The organism is Bacillus kalamii, assembly GCF_047238185.1.
Classification (GTDB): Bacteria; Bacillota; Bacilli; order Bacillales; family DSM-1321; genus Bacillus_AD.
On sequence record NZ_JBDFMI010000001.1, the window covers coordinates 2,312,319 to 2,326,931 of the forward strand.

Genomic DNA, 14,613 nt, shown 5'->3' on the forward strand with positions numbered 1-14,613 from the left:
TTCTCTCCCTTACTCTTTTCTATCTATTCTTTTTCGTTATCCATATAAGCCTGTATAGTTGAAGCTACTTCATTTTGGACCATCGTCTTCGTTTGGCGGATGGCATTGTAGAAAGCATTGCTGTCGGAAGAGCCATGCGCCTTAATGACCGGCGCCTTCAGCCCAAATAATCCGGCACCGCCATACTCTGAATAATCCATTTGCTTTTTGATGTCCATCAATTCTGGTTTGAGCATTGCAGCGGCAAGCTTGCTTTTGAAGTTGCTCATCATTGCCCCTTTAATCATTTTGAACAGGTTGGATGCGGTCCCTTCGATTGTCTTAAGAACCATATTTCCCGTGAAGCCATCCGTGACAACGACATCGGCGACGCCATTCATCAAATCCCTGCTTTCCACATTCCCAATGAAATGGATCGGTGCATTGCTCAATACATCATAGGCAGCTTTCGTCAAATCGTTGCCTTTCTTCTCTTCTGTCCCGATATTGAGCAGGCCCACGCGAGGCTTTTCGATCCCTCTTACCTTTTGTGCATATACGGATCCCATAATGGCAAATTGCAACAGGTGCTCAGGTCTCGCTTCAGCATTTGCCCCAACATCCAGCAAGACAAAGCCGTCTCCGTTTAATGTCGGCAAAGTCGGCGCCAGCGCCGGCCGTTCGATCCCTTTAATGCGCCCGACCACGAATAATCCAGCTGCCATCAGCGCTCCCGTATTCCCTGCAGAGATGCAGGCATCCGCTTCACCGCTTGCAACCGCTTGTGCAGCAAGAACCATGGAAGCCTGTTTTTTCCTTCTGACAGCCCGGACAGGTTCATCCGTTGCCAATATTTCTTCTTCCGTATGAAGGATAGTAATCCTTTCGTGCGCGGTTATGTATTGGTTGATTTTTTTTTCATCACCGACTAATACGATTTCAACATCTTCAAATGCCTTTACTGCAGCGACTGCGCCTAATACTGCTTCTTTTGGGGCATGGTCGCCGCCCATTGCATCAATTGCGATTTTCATTATAGCTGTCATCCTTTTTGTCCGTATTCGATCTGTACATTTCAAACGAGCCCTTAAATACAGTTTCATTGCCCACACTACTATTGACTTCGACCGTCGACCGGTTATGGTCCTGATCCACCTTTATGACTTTCGCTTTGGCCACTACCCTTTCATGGAGCTTGACCGGGGTTGTAAAGATAATATTCGCTTTTGCGGTCAAAATGACTTCCTCATTCATGATGGCTACAGCCAGTGAATTGGCCTGTGCAAATAAATGATGCCCTCGGGCAATGCCATTCCTCGAGAAAACATGCTCTTTTTTGATATCCAAAATGGATATCCCACTTTTGTCCAATTCTATATCAATTATGTCACCGATGACCTCATCGATCGGCAAGGATCTGATTTCATCGCTATGGTTTTGTTCGGCTACATGCTTTATTCTTTCTCTTAATTCAGGAATTGATAACTCCAAACGATCCAAACGAATGGTTTGGACACTAACAGAAAATTTTTCTGCCAATTCCTCATCCGTAATAAAAGGATTCAATTTAATGGTCTCTTTCAATAAAGCTTGGCGGTCTTTTTTACTGCGTCTCATGCTATCACCACCCGAAGTATTATGACTAGGTACTAACAGTAGTATATAGATATAAAAAAAAGATTGCAAGATATTATAGGCAATCTTACAATCTATTTTTCAGTGTAACGCAGTAAAGGATATTCTAATCCAATTTTTCATTGGAGAAAACGCCGGTCTGATTAAGTTCGTCCCTTAAATCGTCATATATCTGTTCATGCCAGAACGCTTCGCTGTTCACCAATTGGGAGGCGTCTTCCCGGGCGGTCTCCAATATTCTGTAATCGTGGATTAAGTCTGCAACCTTGAATTCAGGCATGCCGCTTTGCTTCCTTCCAAAGAAATCCCCTGGGCCTCGAAGCTCAAGGTCTTTTTCCGAAAGAACAAATCCGTCTTGGGTCTCTGTCATGATCCGCATCCGCTCCTTGCCATTCTCCGATTTGGCATCGCTAATCAACATACAATAGGATTGGGAACTTCCCCTGCCAACCCGGCCGCGCAATTGGTGCAACTGGGAAAGGCCGAATCTTTCAGCATCATATATAACCATGAAAGATGCATTCGGCACATTGACTCCAACTTCAACAACTGTTGTAGAGACGAGTATTTGCGTATCATTATCGCTAAATGATTGCATCACCTCTTCCTTTTCAGACGGAAGGAGCTTGCCGTGCATTAAGCCGACCTTATAGCTTCCTGAAAAGTATTGCAGCAGCATATCATATACTTCAATCGCATTCTGCAGATCCAACTTCTCCGATTCTTCGATTAAGGGACAGATTACATAAGCCTGCCTACCCTGTTTCAATTCCTTTGTCATAAAAGCTAGAATTCGCTCAAGCATGTCATGTTTGACCCAAAAAGTTTCGATTGGCTTACGTCCTGCAGGCATTTCATCAATAATGCTTACGTCCATTTCACCAAAAACAGTAATGGCAAGCGTTCTCGGTATCGGTGTAGCCGTCATGAACAAAACATCGGGATTTTCGCCTTTCTCCCTCAATATGCGCCGCTGGTTCACTCCAAAGCGGTGCTGCTCGTCCGTTATAACCAAGCCCAATTTATTATAAAAGACTTCATCACCTATCAACGCATGTGTGCCGACTAAAATATCAATTTCCCCAGTCTTCAACTCTTCCAAAAGCTCTCTCCGTTTTTTTCCTTTGACGGATGAAGTGAAAAGTTCAGCCCTGACACCAGTGTGTTCGAATAATGCCTTTAATGACTGGGCATGCTGTTCAGCTAAGATTTCGGTTGGAACCATCAATGCCCCCTGAAAACCGGCACTCACTGTCGCAAGCAGAGCTATGGAAGCGACAACGGTTTTCCCCGACCCCACATCACCCTGGAGCAATCGGTTCATCCTGTAAGGACTTTTCATATCGGACAATATTTCTCCGACTACCCGATTTTGTGCCCCCGTAAGCGGAAAAGGAAGGCTTGTCAAATAAGCAGAAACTTGATTCTCATCCCACTTGTGGGAAATACCGGCCGAACCTTCTCGTTCCACTCTCCTCAATGCCTGCATTTTCAACTGGAACATTAATAGTTCTTCATAAGCCAACCTGCGCCTTGCCTGCTTTAAATCTTCAGAAGAAGCAGGGAAATGCATGGCCCTCAAGGCTTGCTCTTTTCCTAGCAATCGATACTTTTGCAATACGGCAGGAGGCAAGGGATCTTGTATGTGCCCCCCAAATTGTTCGAATGCTATGGAGATGAACTTCCTCAAGCCTTTAACGGTTATACTTCCTTTTGTGGAATAAACCGGCTCAAAAGACTGCTGCAATTCATGCTCCCCGATAAAAAAATCCGTAGCTGTTATCGTCTGCCTGTTCCGGTCCCATTTACCGCTTATTGTCACATGCTGCTGGAGTGAAAACTTATTTTTCAGATAAGGCTGGTTAAAGAAAACGACCGAAATCAAATATCGGCCTACAAGCAGCTTAAACGTTAGCCGGGACTTCTTTTTGCCGAAAAAGACCGTTGAAGGCGTGCTATGTATAACGCCTTCAACCGTAACCTTTTCATCCTGAACGGCTTCTTCAAGATCTTTTAAACGGAAATCCTCGTATCGGAAAGGAACATATTCCAAAAGGTCCTTTATTGAAGCAATCCCCATATCGGCAAGGGCTGATGCTGTTTCGCTCCCTATCCCTTTTATAATGGTTACTGGATTGGATAATTCGTTCATTTTTTCTTATTGAGCGACATCCCGAAAATTTTCGCTTCCAGTTCCCGCCCTGTCGGAGTTGCCGCCAAACCTCCTTGCGCTGTCTCGCGAAGTGCGACAGGCATTGTTTGGCCGATCCGGTACATAGCATCAATTACCTCATCGCACGGAATTCTGCTGGTCACCCCAGCCAACGCCATATCCGCAGCAACGACTGCATTTGCAGCTCCCATAGCATTGCGTTTAACACAAGGCACTTCGACCAGCCCAGCAACCGGGTCACAAACAAGGCCCAGCATATTTTTTAGCGTTATAGCCATCGCTTCCGCACTTTGGGAAGGTGTGCCTCCAGCCATTTCCACAATAGCAGCCGCAGCCATCCCCGCAGCTGAACCAACTTCAGCCTGGCAGCCGCCTGCAGCTCCGGAAATACTTGCATTGTTGGCTACCACATATCCAAAAGCACCCGAAGTGAAAAGGAACTCAACCATTTGCTCCTTGCTTGGATTCAATTTAGGTATTAAAGCGAACAACGTTCCAGGGACCACACCGGCAGAGCCTGCTGTCGGCGTGGCACAAATGGTACCCATAGCCGCATTCACTTCATTCGTGGCAACAGCCTTACTGACTGCGTCCAATAAAAGATTTCCTGAAAGGCCTTTTCCTGAAGCAATATATTTTTGAAGCAAGACTGCGTCTCCACCCGTTAAACCAGAATGGGAATGCACGCCTGCAAGCCCCCGTTCAATCGCCTTTTCCATTACATCGAGATTCTTTTCCATTTTTTGAATTACTTCCTCTTTGGAAAGTCCCGTTACTTTCATTTCCTGTTCAACCATGATTGCTGATATTTTTTTATTTTGGCTTTCTGCCAATTCAACCAATTCGGCAACATTTCTAAACATTATGCAACCCTCCCTGCGTTTGTAAGCGCTCTCAGACAAAGAGGCTTAATCAACGATTTTTGTCACAGCCAATATGTGTGGCAACTTCTCCAATTCATTCAGAATGGAATCATCGATATTTTCATCCACTTCAATGATCATAAGCGCTTTTTTACCGACCTCTTTACGCGATACTTCCATATGTCCAATATTGAGTTCATGCTTAGCCAACAAATTGGCTACATTAGCGATACAGCCAAAACGGTCTGTATGCTCGACCAAAAGGGCTGGATGATGGCCGGACAATTTCAATTCAAAGCCGTTAAGCTCGATAATCTCGATTTTTCCGCCCCCGATGGAGATCCCCACCAATTCCATTTCCGATTGATCATCTCCCATGTGGATCCGCACCGTATTCGGATGGTCAGTCAACGCTTCCTCTTCAAAAAATGCAATTTTCATTTTCTGTTTTTCGGCAATTGAGATGCTCTCGATAATCCGTTCGTCATCCGTGTCAAAATCCAATATGCCGCCGACGATGGCAACATCAGTGCCGTGGCCTTTATATGTCTTTGCAAATGAGCCGAACAGATGGACATTCACCCATTCTGGCTGCCTTCTAAAGAGGCTTCTTGCCACTTTGCCAATTCGGGCCGCCCCAGCTGTATGAGAACTTGAAGGTCCGATCATAATCGGGCCGATAATATCAAATACGCTTTTATATTTCATATAATCCCCTCACAAATAAAGATTATGGTATGCAGTTACTGTCAAACACATTTATTATAATATAAATAGCTCTGAACTCATATATTTTACTACATCTTCCAAACAGAAGCACATTAAATGCTATTTATGCCTGATAACGGTAAAACAGGAATAGGAGACGAGCTCCTATTCCTGTCCGTTATAATTGTTCGATTGTCTCGCAAAGCCGTCGAAGCATTACGTGCCAGTTTATTCAACCGCAAAAATAAAAGAGTAGAGCGGCTGTTTACCGTTATGCACTTCTACTTCCACTTCATCATACGTTTCTTCGCAATACGTAACAAGAGCATCCATATCCTCACCCGAAACATCTTCACCGTATATGATGGTCAGAATTTCGGAATCTCCGTCAATCATGTGCTCCAGCAATTGTTTAGCGGCATCGATTTGATTTTTGCTTTTGTTTTTAATTTTACCTTCTTCGATTCCCATGAAATCTCCGCTTTCGATATCAAGGCCTTCAATTTTCGTATCTCTAACAGCATACGTAACTTGTCCGGTTTTGACATGGGAAAGGGCGTTTTTCATTGCCTTGCTGTTCTCTTCGACAGATAAGGCCGGATTGAATGACAATAGGGCACTCATTCCTTGAGGAACTGTTTTAGAAGGGATTACGACCACATTTTCCTCGACTAGATCAACAGATTGTTGAGCCGCCATAATGATGTTTTTATTGTTTGGAAGGATAATCACGTTTTTCGCGTTGACCTCTTTGATGGCTTTCACAATATCCTCCGTACTTGGATTCATTGTTTGCCCGCCTTCAATCACGACTTTCGCGCCAATGCTTCTGAAGAGATCAGCTACACCAGATCCCATAGCAACCGTTACAATGCCGAACTCTTCTTTTTTCTTCTGCGCCGGCTTTTCTATAACAGGAGCCTGTGTTTTTCCGACAATGCTTGAATGCTGCTCTCTCATGTTATCGACTTTGATTTTGATCAAACTGCCGAATTTTTGCCCATAATTTAAGCATTCACCAGGCTGTTCAGAATGGATATGCACTTTGACAATCTCGTCATCGGAAATCACCAGCAAAGAATCTCCATAATGGCTTAGGTCATTTCTGAATGTCTTTTCATCAAAAGGGTGTTTCTTAAGTTTATCCTCTTCAAATCGGACCATAAATTCAGTACAGTATCCGAATACAATATCTTCTGTATTGATGTGTCCCTGAACATTCATATGATGTTCAGCGTTGACCAATTGATCCATGGATGGCTGTTCGGACATCGGTGCCTCTCCAGCCTTTTCACCTTTCATCTGGGCAAGAAATCCCTCGTAAACAAAAACGAGGCCTTGTCCGCCGCTATCGACTACGCCTACTTCCTTTAAGACAGGCAATAAGTCAGGAGTCCTTTGCAAAGAAGCATTAGCCTCTTTCACAATATCCTCCATAACGATAATCAAATCGTCCGTTCTCTCCGCTGAAGCGACCGCCGCTTTTGCTGCATCCTTCGCAACTGTCAGAATCGTCCCTTCAACCGGCTTCATAACCGCTTTATAAGCTGTATCGACACCAGCAGAAAATGCAGCTGCGAACTCCTGGGCATCGATGTTTTCATTGTTCTCTATTTTTTTCGCAAAACCGCGGAATAATTGAGATAGAATAACTCCCGAGTTTCCTCTTGCCCCCATCAGCAATCCTTTGGATAAAGCTGAACCAACTTTTCCGATATGGTCTTGAATGTGGGCTTGCGCTTCCTTGGCACCAGAAGTCATAGACAAATTCATATTTGTTCCAGTGTCGCCATCGGGCACAGGAAAGACGTTTAATGCATCAACCAACGCTGCATTGGCTGATAGCTGGTTTGCACCCATGATAATCATTTCTGCAAAACGCTTTCCATCTAAACTTGTAATTGACACAAATGTTTCCTCCTTACTAAGGGTTCGTCACACGAACTCCCTGCACAAAAATATTAACGGAATCCACTGACAAACCAACCGTCTTGTCCAGAGTGTACTTAACTTTAGACTGTACGTTATGAGCTATTTCCGAAATTTTCGTGCCGTAGCTTACAATAATGTACATATCAATATGAACTGAATCTTCATCTTGACGTACGATGACACCCTTAGTGAAGTTTTCTTTTCTTAGAATCTCTGCAATTCCGTCTTTAAGTTGTTTTTTACTAGCCATGCCGACTATGCCGTAACAATCAACAGCGGCCCCGCCAGCAATTGTAGCGATGACGTCGATAGATATATCAATTTGCCCGAAATTTGTTCTTAATTCAATGGACATAATTTATTCCCCCTTTGGAAAATACAGCTTGACTACAAACAGTTTACTATAACAAAAAAGTTTTTAAAAGTTTTTCTCTGTTTATTATAAAGCAATAGTGCATATATTATGTCAAGGTTTTTTTCTTGAAACCATATTCTATCAACTATTGCATTTAGATTTTATGTGTGGTACATTATTTAAGTATTTGAATATTGACTTAAGAACTATTGATACTTAAGCTCGCTGTAGTTGGGAGGGAATTTATATATGTCACGCAAATGTGTAATCACTGGTAAAGGTCCTAAAGCTGGTAACAAACGTTCACACGCGATGAACGCTAACAAACGTACTTGGGGCGCTAACGTTCAAAAGGTGCGCATCCTTGTTGATGGTAAACCTAAACGCGTATATGTTTCTGCTAGAGCATTGAAATCTGGTAAAGTTGAACGCGTATAATGCATCGGCATCCAATTGATTGGATGCCTTTTTACTTCAAAAAAAAGCAGCGGCCCTTAATTGGGTGGCTGCTTTTTTTTGCATTTTATCCCTTTTTGAACGCTCCAAGCATCGCTCTCACTAACCCTCCCAATATTCTAGGAAGTTTAATTGTATAAAATTTCATCATGTCCCTCCTCATAAAAGTGAAACTTTGCCAAGAGGAGGCTTTTTCCCTCCACTGAGCAGCTTTTTGGGTGAAACGGACCATTCGAAAAGACCCAACCGCAAGTTTCTTAGCTGTCCGATTCCCCCATTGTTTTAGTATAAGAAAGAGTCCTTGTATGCCTTCTCAATCTGTACTTCTTATGACTAATAATATGCCGCTCGCGAATGAAAAAGTACCATTTTCCTTAATAAGTTCGTTGCTGATGCATAAAGTCGATCCAAATCCGATGTCTTTATTGGCCAGGGGGTACTTGAACCCTTCCAGTGTAATTCCCTTTACTTCAGGTGTCATGGGCAGGAATGAAATGTATGTATAGGGTTTTTCGTTTTTGATTGAATAGCTGCCCGCTGGGACAGCGTATATGCAATTATAGCGGTCGATAATAAAAACTTTCGTGTTCGGCGACTGCTCAAGCGTTTTTTTTCCCACTAACAATTGCACCCCTCCAAAAGCATGGTCCATCCGTCCTCCGGTGTTGCCAAAAATCCGGATGATATCAGGCTTCTGTTCCATAGCCCAGTGAAAGGCCAAACCAAGGTCCGTATCGTCTTTTTCTGGAGGAAATTGAAACATAGCTGGATGCTTTTCCTGGATAAAAGCAAGATCCCGATCATATATCGAATCAAAATCACCGAAAATGATATCCGGTTCGATCCCTTGTGCAAGCATCGACGATATACCGCGGTCAACCCCCACCCAATGGGTCGGACTACCCCATTCGGACATAGAAGGAATTAAGTCATACGGACCGCCAGCTACAATATGGATTGTCTTCACTCTATTCTCTTGCTCCCTTCCGCAATGTTATGAAAGAAGCCGGCATTATCCAATGCCGGCCGCTGAAAGAACCTCTTATTCCCCTCTGATCGCTTCTATAGCCTGTTTACGGTCTTCCTTATTATAAATGGCTGAACCTGCCACAAGCACGTTAGCTCCCGCTTCTACGCACAATTTAGCTGTATCTGCATTCACGCCGCCATCCACTTCAATTTCTAACCCAGGATTGCGTTCATCAGCCATTTGTTTGACTTGCTTGATTTTAGTCAATACCTCAGGTATAAAAGATTGGCCGCCGAATCCAGGATTTACACTCATCAGCAAGACCATGTCCAAGTCTTGGATTACGTGCTGGATCATAGCGACAGGTGTGGCCGGATTCAAAACCACTCCTGCTTTAACACCAAAAGATTTAATAAGAGAGATTGTACGGTGCAGATGGGTGCAAGCCTCCACGTGCACAGTAATGTAATCGGCTCCTGCATTGGCAAATGCTTCGATGTAAGCGTCAGGGTTTTCAATCATCAGATGGACATCCAGCGGCAATTTAGTAACCGGTCGTACCGCTTCAACAATTAATGGGCCAATTGTAATATTCGGAACAAAGTGGCCATCCATTACATCCACATGGATATAATCGGCTCCTCCTCTTTCCACATCTTTGATTTCTTCCCCAAGTTTCGAAAAATCTGCTGATAAAATAGACGGTGCAATTTTTACCATACTGTTAATACCTCGGCTTTCTATCTCTTATTTCTGTTAAAAATTCCATGTAATGCTCATATCGATACGCTTGAATTGCCCCTGCCTCAACGCCCTCTTTTACTGCACACTTCGGCTCCTTATCATGAAGGCAGCCTCTGAATTTGCAATGATGGCTTGCTTCTTCCATTTCAGGGAAACAACTGGACAGCTCATTTTCCTCCATTGTAAAATCCAATGAAGAAAAACCGGGTGTATCCGCAACCAAGCCGCCTTCAACAGGGATAAGCTCTACGTGCCTTGTCGTATGCTTCCCTCTTCCGAGATGGGCGGATATATCATTAGTCTTTAATTTCAAATGGGGCATTAGCGTATTCAGGATAGATGATTTCCCTACCCCGGATTGGCCTGCGAATACACTGACACACTTTTTTAAATAAGGCATCAGGGAAGCCATCCCTTCTGAAGTGACACTTGAAGTCGCTATAATGGGATATCCTATTGCCCTGTAATCAGCCATATATTTCTCCATTTTTTCCTTTTCTTCCCCGGCCAATAAATCCATCTTGCTGATGACAATGACTGCATTAATTCCACTTGCCTCTATCAATACTAAAAATCGGTCCAAAAGAACCGTGTTAAAGGATGGTTCTACTGCGGAAAAGACTAAAATTGCCTGATCTACGTTGGAAATCGGCGGTCTGACCAATTCATTTTTCCTGTCATGGATTTCCAGTATATATCCTTCACTCTCTTTCTCATATTGATAGACAACATCGTCGCCGACAAGAGGAGTGACTTTCCTTTTCCGAAAGACACCCCTGCCTCGGCATTGGATGTATTTTTCGCCATCGCTGACATAATAAAAACCGCTGAGGGCTTTTACAATTTTCCCTTCAGGCAATTGCATCACTCCTACTTTCTTTTTCATAGATAGCTATTTAGTCTGTTATCGGATACGGGACAACCTCTTCCATGATGACATTTTTGTCCCTCATCACTTTATAGCCTGCTTTTTTGCCATGTTCTATTCTGAACTCTAATCTTTTTTTTGTTGTCTCTGTTATAGAAAATACTTCTGCCGGTTCTGTCATACTTTTATCCGCATCTTCTATATAAATTTGGACTTCCTGTGGCTCACCAGGATTTAATGGTTCATATGGGATGGTAATTTCCTTAGTGGCTATCTTGGAAGGATATGGCTTAGGGCCTTTTGACAAAACCACATGAATGATGCTTCCTTTCGCCACTTTGGTATACGCTTCGGGAGATTGGCGTATTACTTGTCCATTCGCCACTGTATCTGAATATTCTGTTCGTGACACCTTAATCTTGAAGCCGCTTTCCGATTCATAATCATTTAATCCAGTCTGGTTATAATTCAATAAATTCTTTACAGGAATTTTTTGCATTCCTTTGCTTATTATCAATTTCAGAATGGTCTCTGAAGGAACAATGTCCATTCCTGGATTGGGACTTTGTTCCATTATAATCCCTGCTTCAGCGTCATCATCGTAAACCTCATTCACTTCAACATTCTTAAAATGAAAACCGTCAATAAATGATTTCGCATCCTCATAATGGCGTTCAGTGAAATCAGTCAGTTCGATTTTCTTTTTGCCGGTACTGACATATACATTGACTGTAGAACCTTCCTTGACGACCGAGCCTATTTTGGGATTGGTTCCAATGACCTTGTTTTCTTCGATTTTATCGCTTTCCATCGGTATTTTCCTGCCCACTTTAAAGCCATCATTCAACAGGGCAACATAGGCATCATCATACGTTTCATTCTCTATATCAGGTACTGTCACCTCGGCAGGCTCAAGTAGTTTCGGCAATACGATTACAGCTAAAGCGGCCAAAATGGCTAATGTGATAAAAGTCACAATCAATACTTTCGCCAGTCTTTTTTTGGGCTTTTTCACTTTTTTGTCTTTTTTGCTTTTCTGTTTTGTGGGCTTGGACTTTTTTGCCTTTTTTTTCGGCGAGGCAGGCGCCTCATAATCGTAATCTTCATCCCCATCTTCCGGATACTGTGCAGTTTCAGGAGCCATGATGAGTGTGTCATCCTGTTCAGGTATATGGGTATCTGAAGAAATGATAGGGATCGCTTTTGTAGCATCCATATCCTCAGGAACTATAAACGGGCTCTCTCCCTTTCTGTCAGGGCGAAGTGCCGTTAATAAATCTTCTTTCATTTCATCGGCGCTTTCGTAACGGTGGAAAGGGTCTTTGGCGGTTGCTTTCAGGACAATATTTTCCACACTCTGCGGAATGGCCGGATTCCATCGCCTTGGAGATGGCGTACTCGATTGCAAATGCTTAAGGGCAATGGATACTGCGCTTTCTCCAGAAAAAGGCAATCTCCCTGTCAAGAGTTCAAACATCACGATGCCCATTGAATAAATATCCGATTTCTTGTTTGCCATCCCTCCCCGGGCCTGTTCTGGGGAAAGATAATGGACAGAGCCAAGCACGGCATTCGTTTGAGTGATGCTAGTAGCACTTAGCGCAGTCGCAATTCCAAAATCCGTTATTTTAACATGCCCATTTTCATCTATCAGAATATTTTGCGGCTTGATGTCACGGTGGATAATGCCATGCTGATGGGCATGTGAAATAGCTTCAGCTATTTGTTCCATGATCATAAGAGTCTTCTCAATCGGTATGAAAGCTGTTGTTTGTATATATTGCTTAAGGGTCATGCCCCTTACGTATTCCATCACAATAAAGTAGATTTGGTCTTCTTCGCCAACGTCATATATGCTTACGATATTCGGATGGGCCAGGCTCGTGGCAGACTGCGCCTCCCTATTGAACCTTTTAATGAACTCTTCATCATTCGAAAAATCCATTCTTAGGATCTTGACGGCAACTTCTCTTTCCAGAATCATATCTTCAGCCAGGTAGACATTCGCCATGCCGCCGCCGCCAATCATTTCTATCAATCGATAGCGGCCGTTTATTCGTTTACCGATCAACATGGTCCATCACCCGCTTTCTTCGACATGAGTATACTGTATTAGCAAGAGGGTAATATTATCTTCTCCACCATTTTCATTCGCCTTTTCAATCAATTGATCGCCTTTTTCCTCAATCGGGCCTTCCTGCTCAATGACAGCCTTCAATTCGTTTTCTCTTACTTTATTTGAAAGCCCATCGGAGCAAAGCAACACATAATCGCCTTCTTCGAAAATAATTGTGACGATGTCCATCTCCACTGAATTCTCCGTACCCACTGCCCGTATAAGCACATTCTTCCGTGGATGGTGTTCGGCATCCTCTTTGGAGATTTGTCCTGACCGTACTAATTCATTGACCAATGAATGGTCTTCGGTGAGTTGCTTAAAGCCGTTTTCATTGTATATGTAGCAGCGGCTATCGCCGATATTGGCAATGGTCGAAAAACGTTCCGTACATACGGCAGCCACAACGGTAGTACCCATTCCTTGGCACTCAGAATGGGATTCAGCATGTGTGAATATCTTTTTATTCACTTCCTGAATATGAGTCATAAGCCATTTTTCAGCATCTTCCGGATTTTGGATTTGCCCAGATTTTTCCCAAGCGTCCTTCAAATAGGAAGTCGCCATAGAGCTGGCGACATCGCCTGCTCTATGGCCCCCCATTCCATCTGCTACTACTGCCAGGATGCCTTGCTCATTTTCAAAAATGCCGCCATTGTCTTCATTATGCTGGCGCACTTTCCCACGGTCTGTTCTAAAAACAGCTTTCATCCTATTCACCTCGTCTCTTCTTTTCTCTCTTTCGCACGAAGTTGGCCACAGGCTGCATCTATGTCATGCCCTTGCTCTCTGCGGACTGTTACATTGATGCCTCGGTCTTTAAGCGTTTTTTCGAATAAATCGATTTGTTCCCTTGGCGTTCTTACATAATTCCGCTCAGGCACGTAGTTTACAGGAATCAAATTCACATGACATTTCAAATGTTTAATGAGGTTGGCCAATTCAATGGCATGTTCTACCTGGTCATTTTCCCCGCCAAACAATCCATACTCAAACGTGATGCGTCGTCCAGTCTTTTGCGTATAATATTTGACTGCTTCCATTAGGTCCGGCAACTTATACGCTTTATTGATAGGCATGAGCTTTGAACGCAATTCTGTATTAGGTGCATGCAAGGAAATGGCAAAATTGATCTGCAGGTTCTCATCCGCAAATTTATAAATTTTAGGAATAATGCCGCTTGTAGATACTGTAATATGGCGCGCACCAATGTTCAACCCTTTTTCATGGTTTATTATTTTAAGGAAGCCCATCATATTATCATAATTGTCAAACGGCTCTCCAATTCCCATTATAACGATTGATGATACACGTTCATCTGTTTCGTCAAGAGCCTGCTGAACGCGCAGAACCTGTGCAACGATTTCACCGGCTTCCAAGTGCCTTTTCAATCCGCCAAGTGTGGACGCACAGAAGGTACAGCCGATCCGGCAGCCAACTTGTGTTGTAACACATACGGAATTCCCATAGTCATGTCTCATCAGCACTGTTTCAATGGAATAGCCATCCTGTAGCTCAAATAAGAATTTCATCGTTCCATCAGCGGATGTTTGATTAATGATCGTTTTTAACGTTGTTAACGTGAAGCTTTCAGACAGCTTGGCACGTAATTCCTTCGATAAATTGGTCATTTCTTCAAAGCTGGCCACACGGTCTTTATAAAGCCATTTGTAAATTTGGTCTGCCCTGAATCCCTTTTCTCCATGTTCAACCAACCATTCTTTTAATTGATCGGGCTGCAAGGAATAAATAGATGGAGTTAAAGTTTCATTAATCTTATGCAATGGGAGTTTCTTTTTCTTTTCTACTGTCAT

The 14,613-nt window shown here is 43.3% G+C and carries 15 protein-coding genes; 1 reads left to right on the plus strand and 14 read right to left on the minus strand.

Annotated features, from left to right (window positions below; genetic code table 11):
- Window positions 1-23: 23 nt before the first annotated feature.
- The 7 genes from plsX to ABC357_RS11540 form a co-directional block, all read right to left on the minus strand.
- Window positions 24-1,013, minus strand: coding sequence for a phosphate acyltransferase PlsX (plsX, locus tag ABC357_RS11510; protein WP_412887637.1), 990 nt, complete (start codon window positions 1,011-1,013; stop codon window positions 24-26).
- A complete protein-coding gene (gene fapR, locus ABC357_RS11515; protein WP_412887638.1) occupies window positions 997-1,596 on the minus strand; it encodes a transcription factor FapR in 600 nt (199 codons plus the stop codon). The genes plsX and fapR overlap by 17 nt, the downstream gene beginning before the upstream one ends.
- Window positions 1,597-1,720: 124 nt before the next feature.
- The gene (gene recG / locus ABC357_RS11520) at window positions 1,721-3,766 is read right to left on the minus strand and encodes an ATP-dependent DNA helicase RecG (RefSeq protein ID WP_412887639.1); all 2,046 of its coding nucleotides are present in this window, start codon (window positions 3,764-3,766) and stop codon (window positions 1,721-1,723) included.
- Window positions 3,763-4,650: an L-serine ammonia-lyase, iron-sulfur-dependent, subunit alpha gene (gene sdaAA, locus ABC357_RS11525; RefSeq protein WP_412887640.1), complete on the minus strand. Its 888-nt coding sequence runs from the start codon at window positions 4,648-4,650 to the stop codon at window positions 3,763-3,765. The genes recG and sdaAA overlap by 4 nt, the downstream gene beginning before the upstream one ends.
- A gap of 45 nt (window positions 4,651-4,695) precedes the next feature.
- On the minus strand, window positions 4,696-5,358 hold the full coding sequence (gene sdaAB, locus ABC357_RS11530; protein WP_412887641.1) for an L-serine ammonia-lyase, iron-sulfur-dependent subunit beta: 663 nt from the start codon (window positions 5,356-5,358) through the stop codon (window positions 4,696-4,698).
- Window positions 5,359-5,586: 228 nt separating this feature from the next.
- On the minus strand, window positions 5,587-7,266 hold the full coding sequence (locus ABC357_RS11535) for a DAK2 domain-containing protein (protein ID WP_412887642.1): 1,680 nt from the start codon (window positions 7,264-7,266) through the stop codon (window positions 5,587-5,589).
- Between the two features lie 16 nt (window positions 7,267-7,282).
- Window positions 7,283-7,645, minus strand: coding sequence for an Asp23/Gls24 family envelope stress response protein (locus ABC357_RS11540; protein ID WP_412887643.1), 363 nt, complete (start codon window positions 7,643-7,645; stop codon window positions 7,283-7,285).
- Window positions 7,646-7,894: 249 nt separating this feature from the next.
- Between ABC357_RS11540 and rpmB the strand changes: the two genes are divergently transcribed.
- Window positions 7,895-8,083 carry a 50S ribosomal protein L28 gene (gene rpmB / locus ABC357_RS11545; protein WP_050614736.1) on the plus strand — a complete coding sequence of 63 codons (189 nt, stop codon included), beginning with the start codon at window positions 7,895-7,897 and terminating at the stop codon, window positions 8,081-8,083.
- An 85-nt stretch (window positions 8,084-8,168) separates the two neighbouring features.
- On the opposite strand, the gene spoVM is transcribed toward rpmB, so the two are convergent.
- The 7 genes from spoVM to rlmN all read right to left on the minus strand — a co-directional run bounded on the left by spoVM (window position 8,169) and on the right by rlmN (window position 14,613).
- Window positions 8,169-8,249, minus strand: a complete 81-nt coding sequence (gene spoVM / locus ABC357_RS11550; RefSeq protein WP_412888647.1) for a stage V sporulation protein SpoVM — start codon at window positions 8,247-8,249, stop codon at window positions 8,169-8,171.
- A gap of 165 nt (window positions 8,250-8,414) precedes the next feature.
- Window positions 8,415-9,068, minus strand: a complete 654-nt coding sequence (locus tag ABC357_RS11555) for a thiamine diphosphokinase (RefSeq protein WP_412887644.1) — start codon at window positions 9,066-9,068, stop codon at window positions 8,415-8,417.
- Window positions 9,069-9,143: 75 nt separating this feature from the next.
- The gene (gene rpe / locus ABC357_RS11560; RefSeq protein WP_412887645.1) at window positions 9,144-9,791 is read right to left on the minus strand and encodes a ribulose-phosphate 3-epimerase; all 648 of its coding nucleotides are present in this window, start codon (window positions 9,789-9,791) and stop codon (window positions 9,144-9,146) included.
- Window positions 9,792-9,795: 4 nt separating this feature from the next.
- The gene (rsgA, locus tag ABC357_RS11565; RefSeq protein ID WP_412887646.1) at window positions 9,796-10,674 is read right to left on the minus strand and encodes a ribosome small subunit-dependent GTPase A; all 879 of its coding nucleotides are present in this window, start codon (window positions 10,672-10,674) and stop codon (window positions 9,796-9,798) included.
- A gap of 37 nt (window positions 10,675-10,711) precedes the next feature.
- Window positions 10,712-12,757: a Stk1 family PASTA domain-containing Ser/Thr kinase gene (gene pknB / locus ABC357_RS11570; protein ID WP_412887647.1), complete on the minus strand. Its 2,046-nt coding sequence runs from the start codon at window positions 12,755-12,757 to the stop codon at window positions 10,712-10,714.
- A 6-nt stretch (window positions 12,758-12,763) separates the two neighbouring features.
- Entirely contained in the window at window positions 12,764-13,510 is a 747-nt protein-coding gene (locus tag ABC357_RS11575; protein WP_412887648.1) for a Stp1/IreP family PP2C-type Ser/Thr phosphatase, read from the minus strand.
- 5 nt (window positions 13,511-13,515) lie between these two features.
- A complete protein-coding gene (gene rlmN, locus ABC357_RS11580; protein WP_412887649.1) occupies window positions 13,516-14,613 on the minus strand; it encodes a dual-specificity RNA methyltransferase RlmN in 1,098 nt (365 codons plus the stop codon).